Source organism: Enterobacter sp. kpr-6, from assembly GCF_900116015.1.
Lineage (GTDB): Bacteria > Pseudomonadota > Gammaproteobacteria > Enterobacterales > Enterobacteriaceae > Enterobacter_D.
This window is the reverse complement of the sequence record NZ_FOYH01000001.1, coordinates 475,217-494,020: the sequence shown is the minus strand read 5'-3', so window position 1 is coordinate 494,020 and position 18,804 is coordinate 475,217. Positions and strand designations below refer to the sequence as shown.

Genomic DNA, 18,804 nt, shown 5'->3' with positions numbered 1-18,804 from the left:
AACGCTGCGACAAACACTGTCGCAGCACAGAGACTTACGCGGGGGTACTAATACGCGCCAGTTGTTCGAAATAGTCCGGGAAGGTTTTCGCCGTACATTTCGGGTCAAGGATCGTCACTGGCGTATCAGAGAGCGCCACCAGCGAGAAACACATCGCCATGCGGTGATCGTTGTAGGTGCCGATTTCCGTCACCTTTAACGTGGCAGGCGGAGTAATACGGACGTAATCCTCGCCCTCTTCCACCTCAGCACCGACTTTGCGCAACTCGGTCGCCATTGCGAACAGACGATCGGTCTCTTTCACGCGCCAGTTATAGATATTACGCAGCGTTGTGGTTCCACGTGCAAACAGCGCCGCGGTAGCGATAGTCATGGCAGCATCGGGAATATGGTTCATGTCCATATCCACGGCGTTCAGTTCACCACGGGTACAGGCGATGTAGTCATCACCCCACTCCACGCTTGCGCCCATTTTTTCCAGCACATCGGCAAAACGAATATCGCCCTGCACGCTGTTGCGGCCAATGCCGGTCACTTTGACCGTGCCGCCTTTAATTGCGCCTGCGGCGAGGAAATAGGAAGCTGAAGACGCATCGCCTTCCACCAGATACTGGCCTGGCGATTGATACTGCTGTGTACCGCGTACCACAAAGCGTTGATAGTTCTGGTTATCAACCTCCACGCCGAAGGTCTTCATCAGATGCAGGGTGATGTCGATGTACGGCTTCGATACCAGATCGCCTTTGATGGAGATCACCGTGTCCTGTGGGGCCAGCGGTGCGGTCATTAGCAGTGCGGTTAAAAACTGACTGGAGACGCTGCCATCGACCTCAACGTTGCCACCGGTGAAACCACCGCGCAGTCGCAATGGCGGGTAATTTTCCTGCTCCAGATAATCAATCTGCGCGCCACCCTGACGCAGGGCATCAACCAGATGACCAATCGGGCGCTCTTTCATGCGCGGCTCACCGGTCAGTACCAGATCGTTACTGCCCAGGCACAGCGCCGCCGCCAGCGGGCGCATGGCTGTTCCCGCGTTTCCAAGGAACAGCTCCAGTTTTTCAGTCGAGTGCAGCGGGCCGCCCACGCCGGTGATTTCACAGCGGGTACGATCGGCTGACAGGGTGTACTGAACGCCTAACGCACTCAGGGCATTGAGCATATGGCGGACATCGTCACTGTCCAGCAGGTTGGTCAGGACGGTGGTGCCGTGTGCCAGCGCAGCTAACAGCAGGGCGCGGTTAGAGACACTTTTCGAGCCCGGCAGATTGATTGTGCCATCTACCCGGGCGATGGGTTGTAACGTCAGGGATTCCATGAAACTTAACTCTCAACTGAACAGAATAAAAAAACCCCGCAGAGAGGCTGCGGGGGTAATAAAGGCAGGCGATTAGCCGTGACGACGTTCGAAATCAGTCATGAAATCGGTAAGGACTTTAACGCCCTCCAGCGGCATCGCGTTATAAATTGAAGCACGCATCCCGCCGACGACGCGGTGGCCTTTCAGTGCATGTAAGCCCGCGGCGAAAGACTCTTCCAGGAACACTTTATCAAGCTGGCTGTCAGCAAGCTGGAACGGCACGTTCATGCGAGAGCGGTTCGCCACGGCAACGTCGTTACGGTAGAAATCGCTGTTATCAATGACACCGTACAGCAGGTCGGCTTTTTGCTGGTTGATCTGATCCATTACCGCCACGCCACCCTGCGCTTTCAGCCATTTAAATACCAGACCTGACAAATACCAGGCAAACGTCGGCGGCGTGTTGAACATAGAGTCGTTATCGTTGAGCACGGTGTAATCCAGGATCGACGGGCAGGCGGTGTGCGCTTTACCCAGCAGATCGTCACGCACGATCACAATCGTCAGCCCGGCCGGACCGATGTTTTTCTGCGCGCCCGCGTAGATCACACCATAACGGCTGATATCGAGCGGACGGGAAAGAATGGTGGAGGAGAAATCCGCTGCCACGATGACATCGTTGCCAAAGTTCGGGGTTTCATCAATGGCGATACCGTCGATAGTTTCGTTCGGGCAGTAGTGCAGATAGGCTGCGTTATCGCTCAGTTGCCAGTCGCGCATCGGCTTAACGCCGCGCAGACCGTCAATAGTGGTTTTGGCGTCGATGACATTCGGCGTGCAGTATTTTTTCGCTTCTTTTACTGCGCTGGCAGCCCAGTAACCGGCATCAACATAATCGGCGGTGGTTTTGTCACCCAGAATGTTCAGCGGCACACCGGCGAACTGACCGCGACCGCCACCGTGACAGAACAAAACTTTATAGTTAGAGGGAATATTTAGCAGGTCACGAAAATCTTTTTCTGCCTCTTCGGCGACCGCAATAAACTCTTTACCACGATGACTGATTTCCATCACCGAGGTACCCAGACCCTGCCAGTCACACAGATCCTGTTGAGCCAGTTTGAGCACATCCGCCGGTAACACTGCCGGGCCAGAACTGAAATTGTAAACCTGAGCCATTTACCCTCACCACGCTAAAAGCAATAAGTTATTCCTGTGACCTTGGTTTTACCATTCAGTGACATGTGTCGCAACGGGTATTCCGGCGCAGCAGGGATTTGCGCCGGATGCAGACCAGTAGAATGTATGGCAGACGCCCGCGCAGGGACGATAAAAACGCTGTCAGGTAATGCGTAATGCCCGGCTTGCCTTCGACCATTCTGGATTTGCACAGCGAGGACATAATTGATGATCGCCCGCCTTCATGGTGATCACCTCGCTGCACTGTACGCAGGCGTAATCGCCATCATCGGGAACCGTGGTGTAACGGGTATTGCATTCAAGGGGCAAAATACATAATCCGGGGCGCACTTCGTCATCAGAATAGTAATAGACGCTCAGTTGGCCGTTGGTTTCCATGATCGCCAGTCTCACCTGCCCCAGTTGCTCTACGCCGTTGACGCGCAGCTCCATGAAAAACTCAAATTCGGTCATGTTTTCTTTATTGAGCTTCTCCCACGCCAGTTCACCCTCCTCCACGATCACTACCGGTTTGCCTTCCAGCAGATCCTCCAGCTTTTCACTGTGCGCCATCGCCCACATCACGGAGCGGTAAAGCACGGCCAGCGAGACGAACACGATAAATACCGGCAGCAGCGGGACATCATCATAAAAGGCCACGTCACCCGCCGCTGAACCCAGCGTCAGGATGATCAGCACTTCAAACAGCGACATTTGCCGCACGCCACGGCGTCCGGCGATTTTGAGAAACAGGAATACCAGTACGAAGGTAAAGAGACTGCGCAGTGCCACTTCTCCAAGAAACTCCAGAGGGACTTTATCGAGCATCATCCGTTGCAGATCAAACGCTTTCATTTTTTTAGCCTTAACAGTGAGTTACTGCTACTAAGCATAGCCAGTAGTTTTATTTTTGCCGCCTGCCGCCAGAAGATAGCGCCTGCCACGCAAAACCCGTATCATTGCGCGCTTTCCGTACGAATAAAGTGAAGACAATGACGCAAACATTTATCCCCGGCAAAGATGCCGCTCTGGAAGATTCCATCGCCCGCTTCCAGCAAAAACTGCTCGATCTGGGTTTTGATATTGAAGAAGCCTCCTGGCTTAACCCGGTTCCTAACGTCTGGTCGGTGCATATCCGTGATAAAGCCTGCGCACTGTGCTTTACCAACGGTAAGGGCGCGACCAAAAAAGCGGCGCTGGCCTCCGCGCTGGGCGAATATTTTGAGCGTTTGTCCACCAACTATTTCTTTGCCGACTTCTGGCTTGGCGACGCTATCGCCAATGGCGAATTCGTGCATTATCCGAATGAAAAATGGTTCCCGCTGCCAGAAAATGACGAATTGCCGGAAGGCATTCTGGACGAGCGCCTGCGCGCTTTTTACGATGCAGAGAACGAACTGGCTGCCAGCATGCTGGTCGATTTGCAGTCCGGCAATGACGAGCGCGGGATTTGTGGCCTGCCGTTTACCCGTCAGTCTGACCAGCAGACCGTCTATATTCCGATGAATATCGTCGGCAACCTGTATGTCTCCAACGGTATGTCTGCCGGTAACACCCGTAACGAAGCCCGCGTACAGGGGCTGTCGGAAGTGTTCGAGCGCCATATCAAAAATCGCATTATTGCCGAAAGCATCAGCCTGCCTGAGATCCCGGCAGAGGTGCTGGCCCGCTATCCTGGCGTGGTGGCTTCCATCGAAAAACTGGAAGCAGAAGGTTTCCCGATTTTTGCCTATGACGGCTCGCTGGGCGGCAAATATCCGGTGATCTGCGTGGTGCTCTTTAACCCGGCCAACGGCACCTGTTTCGCCTCCTTCGGCGCGCATCCGGACTTTGGTGTAGCCCTTGAGCGTACCGTGACCGAACTGCTTCAGGGCCGTGGTCTGAAAGATCTCGATGTCTTTACTCCGCCGACCTTCGATGACGAAGAAGTGGCTGAGCACGCCAATCTGGAAACCCACTTTATCGATTCCAGCGGTCTGATCTCCTGGGATATGTTCAAGCAGGACGCCGATTATCCGTTCGTTGACTGGAGCTTCGCCGGTACTACCGAAGAAGAGTTCGCCACGCTGATGGCGATCTTCGATGCAGAAGATCAGGAAGTTTACATTGCCGACTATGAGCATCTGAGCGTGTACGCCTGCCGCATCATTGTGCCGGGGATGTCTGATATTTATCCGGCAGAAGATCTGTGGCTGGCCAACAACACCATGGGCAGCCATCTGCGCGAGACCCTGCTGGCGCTGCCGGGCAGCGAGTGGGATAAAGAAGATTACCTCAACCTCATCGCTCAGCTTGATGAAGAAGGTCATGACGATTTTACCCGCGTGCGTGAACTGCTCGGTATCGCGACCGGTAAAGACAACGGCTGGTATACCCTGCGCATTGGCGAACTGAAAGCGATGCTGGCTCTGGCGGGCGGTGATACTGAACAGGCGCTGATCTGGACCGAATGGACGATGGAGTTTAATGCCTCCGTCTTTACCCCGGCGCGTGCCAACTATTACCGCTGCCTGCAAACGCTGCTGTTGCTGGCGCAGGAAGAAGAGCGTGACCCGCTGCAATATCATCATGCATTTATCCGTATGTATGGCACTGAAGCGGTTGAAGCCGCGAGCGCAGCGCTCAGCGGTGAAGCGCCGTTCTACGGCTTGCAGCCTGCTGACGGTACGCTTGACGCCTTCCCGGCGCACCAGTCACTGTTACAGGCTTATGAGAATCTGCAACGCGCGAAGAAGGCTTACTGGGCGAAATAAGTAAAATAACATTACAAGCAGTAGGCTTAAGCCTGGGTTAAGGCTATATTACGGGGCAATTTCATTGCCCCGTTTTTTATAATTTCGGCAATGAATGCCAAATGTAATAATTAAGTTAATTATGGGTGAATATTATTTATGTACCCAGGCATAATTGTTACTTTTAGAGGCAATTACTCCATTTTAATTAACTGTTAGATGGGAGCGCGTATAAAAATATTCAACTCTTTGCATAAACTTTAAAATTTATTTTTATTTGCATAATCAACACTTTACTCCGCATTTGCCGTAAAACCATACAGTGTGCGGGCCTATAAGCCAGGCGAGATATGATCCATATCAAATTCTCTTCTATAATGCTTTGTTAGTATCTCGTCGCCGACTTAATAAAGAGAGAGTTAGTGTGAAAGCTGACAACCCTTTTGATATATTGCTTCCTCCTGCGATGGCCAAAGTGGCCGAAGAAGCAGGCGTCTATAAAGCAACAAAACATCCGCTGAAAACCTTTTATCTGGCGATCACCGCGGGCGTTTTTATCTCCATCGCCTTCGTGTTCTATATCACTGCCACCACCGGCACGGCGACCATGCCCTACGGCATCGCCAAACTGATTGGCGGCCTGTGCTTCTCACTGGGCTTGATCCTTTGCGTCATCTGTGGCGCTGACCTGTTTACTTCAACAGTGCTTATCGTCGTGGCTAAAGCCAGCGGACGCATCACCTGGGGCCAACTGGGACGTAACTGGTTAAACGTCTATGTCGGGAACCTGGTGGGTGCGCTATTATTCGTACTGTTGATGTGGTTATCTGGCGAATATATGGTCGCCAATGGCGGATGGGGACTTAACGTTCTGCAAACCGCCGACCATAAGCTGCATCACACATTTATTGAAGCCGTGGCACTGGGTATCCTGGCGAACCTGATGGTCTGTCTGGCGGTGTGGATGAGCTACTCTGGCCGTAGCCTGATGGACAAGTCGTTCATCATGCTTTTACCCGTTGGTATGTTTGTCGCAAGCGGTTTTGAGCACAGCATCGCCAACATGTTTATGATCCCAATGGGTATCGTAATCCGCCACTTTGCGACACCGGAATTCTGGACCGCAGTTGGTTCGTCTCCGGAGAATTTTTCTCACCTGACAGTAATGAACTTCATCACAGACAATCTGATTCCGGTAACAATCGGGAACATCATCGGTGGGGGTTTACTCGTTGGGTTGACATACTGGGTCATTTACCTGCGTGGCGACGATCATCATTAATGGTTGTTTCAGGCAGTAAATAAAAAATCCACTTAAGAAGGTAGGTGTTACATGTCCGAACTTAATGAAAAGTTAGCCACAGCCTGGGAAGGTTTTGCGAAAGGTGACTGGCAGAACGAAGTCAACGTACGCGACTTTATCCAGAAAAACTACGCTCCTTACGAGGGCGACGAATCCTTCCTGGCCGGCGCGACTGATGCCACCACCACGTTGTGGGACAAAGTCATGGAAGGCGTTAAACTGGAAAACCGCACTCACGCGCCAGTTGATTTCGATACTTCCGTTGCTTCCACTATCACTTCTCACGACGCGGGCTACATCAATAAAGCGCTTGAGAAAATCGTTGGTCTGCAAACTGAAGCGCCTCTGAAACGTGCGATCATCCCGTTCGGCGGCATCAAAATGGTTGAAGGTTCCTGCAAAGCGTACAACCGCGAACTGGACCCGATGCTGAAAAAAATCTTCACCGAATACCGCAAGACTCACAACCAGGGCGTGTTTGACGTTTACACCAAAGACATCCTGAACTGCCGTAAATCTGGCGTGCTGACCGGTCTGCCGGATGCTTATGGCCGTGGCCGTATCATCGGTGACTACCGTCGTGTTGCGCTGTACGGCATCGACTTCCTGATGAAAGACAAATACGCTCAGTTCCTGTCTCTGCAAGACAAACTGGAAAATGGCGTTGATCTGGAAGCGACTATCCGTCTGCGTGAAGAAATCTCCGAGCAGTATCGCGCTCTGGGTCAGATCAAAGAAATGGCAGCGAAATATGGCTGCGATATCTCCGGCCCGGCAACCACCGCTCAGGAAGCTGTACAGTGGACTTACTTCGGCTACCTGGCTGCAGTTAAATCCCAGAACGGCGCAGCAATGTCCTTCGGTCGTGTGTCCACCTTCCTCGACGTGTACATTGAACGCGACCTGAAAGCAGGCAAAATCACCGAACAAGACGCTCAGGAAATGATTGACCACCTGGTCATGAAACTGCGTATGGTTCGCTTCCTGCGTACCCCTGAGTATGATGAACTGTTCTCAGGCGACCCGATCTGGGCAACTGAATCCATCGCCGGTATGGGCGTTGATGGCCGTACTCTGGTCACCAAAAACAGCTTCCGTTTCCTGAACACCCTGTACACCATGGGTCCGTCACCGGAGCCAAACATCACCGTACTGTGGTCAGAAAAACTGCCGATGGGCTTCAAAAAATATGCAGCGAAAGTGTCTATCGACACCTCCTCTCTGCAGTATGAAAACGATGACCTGATGCGTCCTGACTTCAACAACGACGATTACGCGATCGCTTGCTGCGTAAGCCCGATGGTTGTTGGTAAGCAAATGCAGTTCTTCGGTGCGCGCGCTAACCTCGCGAAAACCATGCTGTACGCAATCAACGGCGGCGTTGATGAAAAACTGAAAATCCAGGTTGGCCCGAAATCTGAGCCGATCAAAGGCGATGTGCTGAACTTCGACGAAGTGATGGATCGCATGGATCACTTCATGGACTGGCTGGCTAAACAGTACGTTACCGCACTGAACATCATCCATTACATGCACGACAAGTACAGCTATGAAGCGTCACTGATGGCACTGCATGACCGTGACGTTATCCGTACCATGGCGTGTGGTATCGCAGGTCTGTCCGTTGCCGCTGACTCCCTGTCTGCAATCAAATATGCGAAAGTGACCCCGATTCGTGATGAAGATGGTCTGGCGACTGACTTCAAAATCGAAGGCGAATACCCGCAGTTTGGTAACAACGACTCTCGCGTAGATGACCTGGCGGTTGACCTGGTTGAACGTTTCATGAAGAAAATTCAGAAACTGACCACTTACCGTGATGCTATCCCGACTCAGTCTGTTCTGACCATCACCTCTAACGTGGTTTATGGTAAGAAAACGGGTAACACCCCGGATGGTCGTCGCGCTGGCGCGCCGTTTGGCCCAGGTGCTAACCCGATGCACGGTCGTGACCAGAAAGGTGCTGTTGCCTCTCTGACTTCCGTTGCTAAACTGCCGTTCGCTTACGCTAAAGATGGTATCTCTTACACCTTCTCTATCGTGCCGAACGCACTGGGTAAAGACGACGAAGTGCGTAAAACCAACCTGGCAGGCCTGATGGATGGTTACTTCCATCACGAGTCTTCCATTGAAGGTGGTCAGCACCTCAACGTGAACGTGATGAACCGTGAAATGCTGCTCGACGCCATGGAAAACCCGGAAAAATATCCGCAGTTGACCATCCGTGTTTCCGGTTACGCGGTACGTTTTAACTCCCTGACTAAAGAACAGCAGCAGGATGTTATTACCCGTACCTTCACCCAGACCATGTAATTTCAAGTCTGGCTGAAAAAGCGTACAATAAAGGCTCCACATTCGTGGGGCCTTTTTAACAAGCCCCTCTTCTCCAACGAGCCTGCTTTGCCAACTGTCTATTCAGGCACTTGCCAAAACAGACTTAACACAGCCGGATTGAGCTGTGCAAAAACAGGTTCCGGATGAACCACACCTGGAGATACATCGCAATGTCAGTTATCGGTCGCATTCACTCATTTGAATCCTGTGGCACAGTTGATGGCCCGGGCATTCGCTTTATCACCTTTCTTCAGGGCTGCCTGATGCGCTGCCTGTACTGCCATAACCGGGATACCTGGGATACGCATGGCGGGAAAGAAATTACCGTGGAAGAGCTAATGAAAGAAGTGGTGACCTATCGCCACTTTATGAACGCTTCCGGCGGCGGCGTAACGGCATCCGGTGGCGAGGCTATTCTCCAGGCAGAGTTCGTCCGCGACTGGTTCCGCGCCTGCCACGAAGAAGGCATTCACACCTGTCTGGATACCAACGGCTTTGTCCGTCGCTACGATCCGGTGATTGATGAACTGCTGGAGGTTACTGACCTGGTGATGCTCGATCTCAAGCAGATGAACGATGAGATCCACCAGAATCTGGTTGGCGTGTCTAACCACCGCACGCTCGAATTCGCCAAATACCTGTCGAACAAAAATATTAAAGTCTGGATCCGCTACGTTGTGGTGCCGGGCTGGTCAGATGATGATGATTCGGCGCATCGCCTCGGGGAATTCACCCGTGACATGGGCAATGTCGAGAAAATCGAGCTGCTGCCCTATCACGAGCTGGGTAAACATAAATGGGTGGCGATGGGCGAAGAATACAAACTGGATGGCATCCATCCGCCGAAAAAAGAGACCATGGATCGCGTTAAAGGCATCCTGGAACAGTACGGTCACAAAGTCATGTACTGAGTTTGTCTGCCAGGCGGCGCTACGCATACCTGGCAAACATGAGCACTGAACACTCATAAGCCTGTCATCGACAGGCTTTTTTATATCAGGCGTGCGCCACAGGGGTTGGATGCTGACCCGCTTTTCGCAGCAGCATCAGGAGATAGATAAACGACACGCTGGCGATCATGATAAACAGCAGGCTATCGGAATAGCTTTGCATCAGCATGGAGGTCAGAGTTGGCCCCAGGAGGCTGCCGACGGTATAGCTGAGCAGCAACGCCTGATTCATGGCCACCAGTTGATGATGTTCCACTTTCTCACAGGCCCAGGCCATCGCCACTGGATAAAGCGTAAAGCCCGCTGCACCCAGCACAAACAGTGCCGGAGCCATGGCCGCATTGCTTAACATCGCAAAGCAGCCGATGATCACCACGAAAACCTGCACGCGCAATACCAGTAGGCGACCAAAGCGATCTGCCAGACGTCCTATCGGCCACTGACCGACAATCCCGGCGCTGACCATGACCGCCATCCAGAAACCAATGCCGGCATCGCTCACGCCACGGTGATTAAGATAGAGCGGCATCAATCCATAGAGTGAGCCAAGCACTATTCCCGAAATAATGCAGCCGTTGACGCCAAGGCGCGCCTGGCGCAGTCGCAGCATTGGCCAGATGGTAGTGGCTTCCTGATGCTCACTGTGCGCGTTCACAATGCGGGTAAACAGCAGCGGCAGGATCGCCGCCAGCACCAGTCCGGTCACCCACGGCAGAACGTGCATCAGTTCTGTGGAGAGTTTGCTGACCATCAGCTGACCGAGAACGGTGCCCACGTAGTACACCATCATATAAGCGGCGAGCAGACGTCCGCGATTGCGTGACGTCCCGCTACACATCAGCGCACTTTCCACGACCACCCAAATCATCGCGCAGCCGATACCGGCGATAAAACGCCATATCATCCAGCTCCAGAAGCCCACCGTAATGCCCAGCCCCACGCACCCTGCGGCAAAGACCAGCGAGGCGATGTAATAGCTGCGGTTAAATCCTATGCGTTTAATTAAGCGCCCGGTCATGAGAGTACCGATAAGATTACCGGTGAAAAAGGCAGACCCGACCATCCCGACCTGCCAGGTTGGCAGATGTTCATGGGCGAGCCAGAGCGGGACGAGCGTGTTGAGCGTCGCAATCGCCAGGGTCAAAAGCAGCAGGCCACAGAGCAGCAATTGCACTGGCCGGGTATACGTAGACATGGATGATAAAACCGTGAGGAAGTTCAGAATTCGAGCGCATCATGCCACTCGCTAAAACTTTGTCAATCCACACAAAATGTCAATTCTGCTGCTTTTATCGGCGTCGATTGAAATTACTGATGCAACGCAGCGGGGATCGTCAAATGCGCTTAATCATCACGCTGATTTATAAGATTAATATTATGAATCACTCGCAGCGGTCAGTTGAAATATTTCATCAAAATAACATCACCGGGACCGCAGCCCCGGTGAATGCAGAAGGCTTATCCGGCGACCGCCACGCCCACGGTCATATGCAGACCATAAAAGACGCCACGGCCAATCAACTCACCCGCGAGCAGCAGAACAAAAGCCAGCGACAGCACGGGCAGTCCCGGCAGGCTGTTTCTGCGCTGAGGCAGAACCCAGATGCCAAGAGCCACCAGTAACAGTCCCGCACGCCAGACCATTAACTCGCCATAGTCGGGCACCAGGCTGCCTGCCTGGGCGACGGAACTGGAGATAGTCCCCAGCCCGATGCCCTGCATCACAGCCACTGCCAGGCTTGCCACCAGCGCCAGCAGCGTGACCACCGGTAATCCGCGCATGGCGCAGGCCTGATACCCTGCCAGACGCAGCAGCAGGTAGCCGAGCAGCGGGCCGCCGGTGAACATCGTCAGGAAAAAGCCCAGCGGCGTCCACAGCGTAAACCAGGTGGGCACCGTGTCGATGGAGTCATACACCCGTCCCATCATCCAGACAAATACCACGCCCAGCACCGCCGTAATTAGCAGCCAGACACGGTACAGCGGAGGCGGCAGTTTTTTGAATACCGCTAACAGCCAGCCGAGCCCGCCGACGGCAAAAAACAGCGAGCCGGCGGCAATCTCATTGCTGAGTGCCGAACTGCCGATTCGGTTGAGCGAGTTCAGTGCGCGCAGCGGCGAACCCAGGTGCAACATAGACGCGGCAAAACCGATGCCCATCAGCACCCACAGCCCGAACATGGTGCGGATAATGCGGTGCCGCTGGGTATCCGTTTGTCGCCCACGCAGCAGCGCAAAGGTGAGGACAATAAATCCGCCCGCCACGCACTGTCCGAGCACAGTAAAGATCATCAGCGGCCATTCATGCCATCCGTTTCCCATCTCACACCTCCTGCGGGTTAGCCAGATAGCCGGTTTTGTCCCCGGTCGGGCGGCTGTTGGCGTTGGGTTTAATCACCAGGTTGGGCTTAGTGAAGCGCCCGGCGGGCAGCGGCGCGACCGCATCCAGCGTGCCGTATTTTTGACGCAGTTCGTCAATCGGGGCGAAATCCAGCGCGCGCAGCGGGCAGGACTCGACGCAGATCGGTTTCTTGCCGTCCATCACCCGCGAGTGGCAGCCGTCGCATTTGGTCATATGGCCTTTGGCGGCGTTGTACTGCGGCGCGCCATACGGACAGGCCATATGGCAGTAGCGGCAGCCGATACACACGTCTTCATTGACCACCACAAACCCGTCCTCGCGCTTGTGCATCGCCCCGCTCGGGCAGACTTTGGTGCAGGCCGGATCTTCGCAGTGGTTGCAGGCAATCGACAGATAGGAGGCAAAGACATTCTGGTGCCAGACGCCGTTATCTTCCTGCCAGTCGCCGCCCGCGTATTCATAAATGCGGCGGAAACTGACGTCGGGGGTCAAATCTTTGTAATCCTTGCAGGCCAGCTCGCAGGTTTTGCACCCGGTGCAGCGGCTGGAATCGACGTAAAAACCATACTGAACAGTCATCGGTTACTCCTTAAACCTTAGCGACCTGGACGAGATTGCTGTGCGACGGATTGCCCTTCGCCAGCGGCGACGGACGCTGCGTGGTGAGCACATTAATACTGCCTGCTTTATCAATGCCCTTCTCATCCGGGTCGTACCAGGCCCCCTCGCCCAGCGCCACCACGCCAGGGATAATGCGCGGCGTGACCTTCGCTTCAATGTGCACTTCACCACGCCCGTTAGAAATGCGCACTTTGTCGCCATTAGCGATCCCGCGTGACTGCGCATCGAGCGGATTAATCCACATTTCCTGGCGGCAGGCCGCTTTCAGCACGTCCACGTTGCCATAGGTGGAGTGGGTACGTGCTTTGTAGTGAAACCCGGTTAACTGGAGCGGGTAATCTTTGGTCAGCGGATCGCGGTAGCTTTCAAAGCCGGGGCTGTAGACCGGAAGCGGATCGATAACATCGTCCTTATCCAGTTGCCAGGTGGCAGCGATCTCAGCCAGTTGTGCGGAGTAGATTTCAATTTTGCCGGATGGGGTGGTCAGCGGATTGGCCTGCGGATCGGCGCGGAACTCGCGGTATGCCACATGGTGGCCTTCCGGGTCGCGCTGTTTGAAGATCCCCTGTTTGCGGAACTCATCAAACGAGGGCAGCGCCGGGAGGGCTGCGCGGGATTGCTCATAAAGATGGCGCATCCAGCCTTCCTGCGTGCGCCCCTCGGTGAAGCGGGCTTCCACGCCCATGCGCTTCGCCAGCTCGGTGGTCATCTCATAAATGGTTTTACATTCAAAGCGCGGTTTGATGACCTGATCGGCAAAAATCACATAATCCATATTGCCGCAGGAGGCATCGAGGGCGAAATCCATCTGCTCAGACGCCGTGCAGTCCGGGAGGATGATATCGGCGTACTTCGCCGACGAGGTCATATGGCAGTCCACCACCACAATCAGTTCGCACTTTTTCTCATCCTGAAGAATGTCATGGGTGCGGTTAATTTCTGAATGCTGGTTGATAAGACAGTTACTGGCGTAGTTCCAGACCATTTTAATCGGCACGTCGAGCTTGTCTTTGCCGCGCACGCCGTCGCGGGTGGCGGTCATTTCAGGGCCGCGCTCAATGGCATCCGTCCACATAAACATGGAAATGCTGGTGGCGACCGGGTTTTCCAGCGTTGGCATCCGTTCAAACGGCAGCGAATAAGAGCCTTCCCGCGCGCCGCTGTTGCCACCGTTAATACCTACGTTGCCGGTCAGAATCGGTAGCATGGCGATAGCGCGGGAGACTAACTCACCGTTGGAATGACGCTGCGGCCCCCAGCCCTGGGAGATAAATGCCGGTTTTGCCTGGCCGATTTCACGTGCCAGTTTGACGATCCGTGAGGTCGGAATGCCGGTGATTTGCGCAGCCCATTCCGGTGTTTTGGCGATGCCGTCTGCACCCTGCCCTAAAATATACGCTTTGTAATGGCCGTTAGCGGGCGCATCTGCTGGCAGGGTTTTCTCGTCGTAGCCGACGCAGTATTTATCGAGGAACGGTTGATCGACCAGGTTTTCGTTAATCAACACCCAGGCCAGACCCGCCACCAGCGCGGCATCAGTGCCGGGACGAATGGGGATCCATTCATCTTCGCGCCCGGCCCCGGTATCGGTATAGCGCGGATCAATGATGATCATGCGGGCATTCGATTTTTGTCGTGCCTGCTCAATGTAGTAGGTTACCCCACCGCCGCTCATGCGCGTTTCGCCAGGGTTATTCCCGAACAGCACCACTAACTGGCTGTTTTCGATGTCGGACGGGCTGTTGCCATCGGCCCATCCGCCGTAAGTGTAATTCAGGCCCGCCGCAATTTGCGCCGTAGAGTAATCACCGTAGTGATTGAGATAGCCGCCACAGCAGTTCATCAGCCGCGCGATCAGCGTTTTTCCTGGCGGCCATGAACGGGTTAAGGTGCCGCCGAGCGTGCCGGTGCCGTAGTTCAGGTAGATCGATTCGTTGCCGTAGTCTTTGATGAGCCGCTGCATGTTGCTGGCGATGGTGTCGAAGGCTTCTTCCCAGCTAATACGCTCGAATTTACCTTCGCCACGCTTACCGACGCGTTTCATCGGGTACTTGAGTCGATCCGGGTTATAGACGCGACGACGCATTGAACGCCCGCGCAGGCAGGCGCGCACCTGGTGCAGGCCATCGTAATTATCATCACCGGTATTGTCGGTTTCAACGTAGCTGATTTCGCCATTTACGACGTGCATACGCAGCGGGCAACGGCTGCCGCAGTTTACGGTACAGGCGCTCCAGACGACTTTTTCAACGTTTTCAGTCGGCGTCAGCGCACGGGCAAAGCGGGAAAAGGGTAACGTCAGGGTACTGCTGGCAACAGCCAGACCGCCGAGCGCCGTGGTTTTTACTAAACCCCGGCGAGTAACTTCAGCGGCCAGCAACGAGGGAATTGTTGGCTTCATAGGGACTCACTTTGATTGCTCACAAAAAAACAAACGCTATATAGTGTTAAATACAACGACTGAACGATTTTTAAGTTTTTTATGCTGCGTTAATACAAAGTGAGTATTACAACTTTACTTCATGTGGGTATTGTTTGATGTCAATGCGCCAATAAAAAAGCGCCCGCAGGCGCTTTTAAATGGAGAGTGCTGGCGATTAGCCGATAAACTCAAGCCCTTTCATGTACGGGCGCAGCACTTCTGGCACTTCGATGCGGCCATCAGCCTGCTGATAGTTTTCCAGCACCGCGACCAGCGTACGTCCTACCGCCAGACCAGAACCGTTCAGCGTGTGAACCAGACGGGTTTTCTTGTCGGTTTTGCTGCGGCAGCGAGCCTGCATACGACGCGCCTGGAAGTCCCCGATGTTGGAGCACGAAGAGATCTCACGGTAGGTATTCTGTGCCGGGATCCAGACTTCCAGATCGTAGGTTTTGCAGGCACCGAAGCCCATATCACCGGTGCAAAGAATGATTTTACGGTACGGCAGGCCCAGTAATTGCAGCACTTTTTCCGCGTGACCGGTCATCTCTTCCAGCGCTTCCATGGAGTCTTCAGGGCGAACGATCTGCACCATCTCCACTTTATCGAACTGGTGCATACGAATCAGACCACGGGTATCACGACCGTAAGAGCCCGCTTCAGAACGGAAGCACGGCGTGTGCGCGGTCATTTTGATTGGCAGGTCGTCTTCGTCGATGATTTCATCGCGCACGAGGTTGGTCAGCGGTACTTCTGCGGTTGGGATCAGCGCATAGTTGCTGCTGTCAGCCTCTTCGTCCAGCGGACGGGTATGGAACAGGTCGCCAGCAAACTTCGGCAACTGCCCGGTACCGTATAGCGTATCGTGGTTAACCAGATACGGAACGTAGTTTTCGCTGTAGCCATGCTGTTCAGTATGCAGATCGAGCATGAACTGCGACAGCGCACGGTGCATACGCGCGATCTGGCCTTTCATCACCACAAAGCGTGAACCGGTCAGTTTAACGGCGGCCGCAAAATCCAGCCCGCTGTGCATTTCACCCAGCGTTACGTGATCGCGAACGTCAAAATCGAAGGTGCGCGGCGTACCCCAGCGGCTTACTTCAACGTTATCGTTTTCATCACGGCCAACCGGCGCATCATCGTGCGGCATATTCGGGATGGTCAGCGCGATATCGCGAATTTCTGCCAGCAGGGTTTCCAGCTCGGCTTTCGCCGCATCCAGTTCTTCGCCCAGCTTATTCACTTCCAGGCGTAATGGCTCGATATCTTCCCCGCGCGCTTTCGCCTGGCCAATGGATTTCGATCGCGAGTTACGTTCCGCCTGCAAGTTTTCTGTATTGACCTGCAAAACTTTACGACGCTCTTCAAGAGCGCGCAGTTTATCTACATCCAGCTTAAAGCCCCGGCGTGCCAGTTTTTCTGCGACTGCGTCTGGCTCGGTACGCAGCAGATTGGGATCGAGCATGCTTATCCTGTGCTTATCGAATTGAAATTGAGAGAAAGTGGCCACAGCCTGCGACCACAAGAATCACCGATAACCTTACCGCAACGTCTCACTTAGCGATAGCGTTTTGTGGGGCTTTTATGATCCTGTTCAGCCAGCCAGGCGAGCTTTTCGCCAATCTTGCCTTCAAGACCTCTGTTAGTGGGATGATAGTAGCGTGTTTGCGCTATTTCCTGCGGGAAATAGACTTCGCCTGCCGCGTAAGCGTTGGCTTCGTCGTGAGCATAACGGTATTCCTGACCGTATCCCATTTCTTTCATCAGTTTGGTCGGCGCATTACGCAAATGTTCCGGCACGTCATAATCCGGACGCTCGCGGGCGTCGGCCATCGCTGCTTTGAATGCGGTATAAACGGCGTTGCTTTTTGGCGCGCAGGCGAGATAGACAATGGCCTGAGCAATGGCGCGTTCCCCTTCTGCCGGGCCGACGCGGGTAAAGCAATCCCACGCGGAAAGTGCTACCTGCATCGCGCGCGGATCGGCGTTGCCAACATCTTCTGAGGCGATAGCCAGGCAACGGCGCGCCACGTACAGCGGATCGCCGCCTGCGGTGATGATGCGCGCATACCAGTAGAGTGCCGCATCCGGGGCGCTACCGCGCACTGACTTGTGCAGGGCGGAAATCAGATCGTAAAAGCGATCGCCTTTATTATCAAAACGCGCGCTGCGTTCCCCGGCGATTTCGGTCAGCAAACTTTGTTTGAGCACGCGTTTGCCGGAGGCGTCCAACTCCGCCATATCCGCCATCATTTCCAGCGTGTTGAGTGCGCGCCTTGCATCGCCGTTAACCAGTTCAGCAATGGCTTTGCGGGTGTCATCCGGGAGTACAATATCCTGGCCGCCGTAACCGCGGGCGCTGTCGGTCATCGCCTGTTCGAGCACCTGCTCGATATCTTCTACCGTTAATGATTTCAACAGATAGACACGGGCGCGGGAAAGCAATGCGGAGTTAAGTTCAAAGGATGGGTTTTCAGTCGTCGCGCCGATGAAAGTAATCGTGCCATCTTCAATATGCGGCAGAAATGCATCCTGCTGGCTTTTATTAAAGCGATGGACTTCATCGACAAACAGAATGGTGCGACGCCCGGCGTTGCGGTTTTGCCGTGCGCGCTCGATCGCTTCGCGGATCTCTTTTACCCCGGAGGTCACGGCAGAAATACGCTCAACATCAGCACTGGCGTAGCGGCCAATAACTTCTGCCAGCGTGGTTTTACCGGTGCCAGGCGGCCCCCAGAGGATCATTGAGTGAAGATGCCCGGCCTCAATAGCGCGTGGCAAAGGTTTGCCCGCGGCCAGCAGGTGTTGCTGGCCAATGTACTGGGCTAAATTTTCTGGCCGCATACGCGCGGCCAGAGGTTGAAATGCATTATCTGAAAAATCGAGCGACAGGTTGCTCACTCATGCCTCTATTTACGTTGATCGTCCACCGTTACGCCCTGCGGCGGGGTAAAGGTGAATTTTGAGGAATCGACAGCCCCGTTTTGTTGCGAGCGCAGCTGGTATGTGCTGCGCTGATCATCCTGTTCAACGGCGCTGAACTGGTTGATGGTGCCGTTCTGGCTGACGTTAATGGTGAACTGCTTCAGGTTACCGGTGTTGCCTTTCGGTACCAGGATAAAGTCATCACCATTTTGCTTAATATTATACTGCTGCCAGTCGCTGGCCTGATTCCGGGCAATCAGCATAAACGGTGTGTTACCGGTTGCGGAGCTCAGGTTCGTTGCGGTGGCCTGCTCAACAAACGGGTTGTAAAACCACAACGTTTTACCATCCGATACCAGGATGCTCTCATCCGGCTGCGTCATATGCCAGTTGAACAGATTAGGACGTTTCACCCACAGATCGCCCTGACCTTCCTGTACCGCAGCGCCGCTGCCATCGGTCACTTTTTGGGTGAAGCTGGCGTGGAAACTGCCGACCTTGTCGAGACGGCTTTTCAGATCGCCGGCGGCATCCGCCCAGACGTTGCTGGCTGCAAGGCTTGTTAATAATGCACAGGTGATGGCAATTTTTTTCATCATTAATCCTTAAATACGTCATTCCCAAACCGGGAGAAGCTTCTGGCATTCACTGTAGGGCTAACTGGTCAGTGGTG

At 54.1% G+C, this 18,804-nt stretch carries 14 protein-coding genes; 4 read left to right on the top strand and 10 right to left on the bottom strand.

Features of this window, described 5'->3' with window-relative positions; translation table 11 throughout:
- Positions 1-34: 34 nt before the first annotated feature.
- The 3 genes from aroA to BM373_RS02255 all read right to left on the bottom strand — a co-directional run bounded on the left by aroA (position 35) and on the right by BM373_RS02255 (position 3,334).
- Positions 35-1,318 carry a 3-phosphoshikimate 1-carboxyvinyltransferase gene (gene aroA / locus BM373_RS02265; RefSeq protein ID WP_090458967.1) on the bottom strand — a complete coding sequence of 428 codons (1,284 nt, stop codon included), beginning with the start codon at positions 1,316-1,318 and terminating at the stop codon, positions 35-37.
- Between the two features lie 72 nt (positions 1,319-1,390).
- Positions 1,391-2,479 (bottom strand): 3-phosphoserine/phosphohydroxythreonine transaminase, encoded by a 1,089-nt coding sequence (serC, locus tag BM373_RS02260; RefSeq protein WP_090458965.1) that lies wholly within the window; start codon positions 2,477-2,479, stop codon positions 1,391-1,393.
- A 162-nt stretch (positions 2,480-2,641) separates the two neighbouring features.
- Positions 2,642-3,334 (bottom strand): DUF421 domain-containing protein, encoded by a 693-nt coding sequence (locus BM373_RS02255; protein ID WP_090458963.1) that lies wholly within the window; start codon positions 3,332-3,334, stop codon positions 2,642-2,644.
- Positions 3,335-3,471: 137 nt separating this feature from the next.
- On the opposite strand from BM373_RS02255, the gene ycaO reads away from it, so the two are divergent.
- The 4 genes from ycaO (at position 3,472) to pflA (ending at position 9,759) form a co-directional block, all read left to right on the top strand.
- Positions 3,472-5,232, top strand: coding sequence for a 30S ribosomal protein S12 methylthiotransferase accessory factor YcaO (gene ycaO, locus BM373_RS02250; RefSeq protein ID WP_090458960.1), 1,761 nt, complete (start codon positions 3,472-3,474; stop codon positions 5,230-5,232).
- 403 nt (positions 5,233-5,635) lie between these two features.
- Entirely contained in the window at positions 5,636-6,493 is an 858-nt protein-coding gene (focA, locus tag BM373_RS02245; protein ID WP_143102610.1) for a formate transporter FocA, read from the top strand.
- A 51-nt stretch (positions 6,494-6,544) separates the two neighbouring features.
- Entirely contained in the window at positions 6,545-8,827 is a 2,283-nt protein-coding gene (pflB, locus tag BM373_RS02240) for a formate C-acetyltransferase (RefSeq protein WP_090458956.1), read from the top strand.
- Positions 8,828-9,018: 191 nt separating this feature from the next.
- The gene (pflA, locus tag BM373_RS02235) at positions 9,019-9,759 is read left to right on the top strand and encodes a pyruvate formate lyase 1-activating protein (RefSeq protein WP_090458954.1); all 741 of its coding nucleotides are present in this window, start codon (positions 9,019-9,021) and stop codon (positions 9,757-9,759) included.
- Between the two features lie 85 nt (positions 9,760-9,844).
- Here pflA and BM373_RS02230 read toward each other — a convergent pair whose 3' ends face one another.
- From BM373_RS02230 to lolA, 7 genes are all read right to left on the bottom strand, one after another.
- Positions 9,845-10,993 carry an MFS transporter gene (locus BM373_RS02230; RefSeq protein ID WP_090458950.1) on the bottom strand — a complete coding sequence of 383 codons (1,149 nt, stop codon included), beginning with the start codon at positions 10,991-10,993 and terminating at the stop codon, positions 9,845-9,847.
- A 263-nt stretch (positions 10,994-11,256) separates the two neighbouring features.
- Positions 11,257-12,120, bottom strand: coding sequence for a DmsC/YnfH family molybdoenzyme membrane anchor subunit (locus tag BM373_RS02225; protein ID WP_090458948.1), 864 nt, complete (start codon positions 12,118-12,120; stop codon positions 11,257-11,259).
- 1 nt (position 12,121) lies between these two features.
- A complete protein-coding gene (locus BM373_RS02220) occupies positions 12,122-12,739 on the bottom strand; it encodes a DMSO/selenate family reductase complex B subunit (protein WP_090458946.1) in 618 nt (205 codons plus the stop codon).
- A gap of 10 nt (positions 12,740-12,749) precedes the next feature.
- Positions 12,750-15,182, bottom strand: a complete 2,433-nt coding sequence (gene dmsA / locus BM373_RS02215; protein ID WP_090458942.1) for a dimethylsulfoxide reductase subunit A — start codon at positions 15,180-15,182, stop codon at positions 12,750-12,752.
- 196 nt (positions 15,183-15,378) lie between these two features.
- Complete coding sequence (gene serS, locus BM373_RS02210) at positions 15,379-16,671, bottom strand: serine--tRNA ligase (RefSeq protein ID WP_090458940.1); 1,293 nt, start codon at positions 16,669-16,671, stop codon at positions 15,379-15,381.
- Between the two features lie 92 nt (positions 16,672-16,763).
- On the bottom strand, positions 16,764-18,107 hold the full coding sequence (gene rarA / locus BM373_RS02205; RefSeq protein WP_090458938.1) for a replication-associated recombination protein RarA: 1,344 nt from the start codon (positions 18,105-18,107) through the stop codon (positions 16,764-16,766).
- 8 nt (positions 18,108-18,115) lie between these two features.
- Positions 18,116-18,727 (bottom strand): outer membrane lipoprotein periplasmic chaperone LolA, encoded by a 612-nt coding sequence (gene lolA, locus BM373_RS02200; RefSeq protein ID WP_090458935.1) that lies wholly within the window; start codon positions 18,725-18,727, stop codon positions 18,116-18,118.
- Positions 18,728-18,804 lie beyond the last annotated feature (77 nt).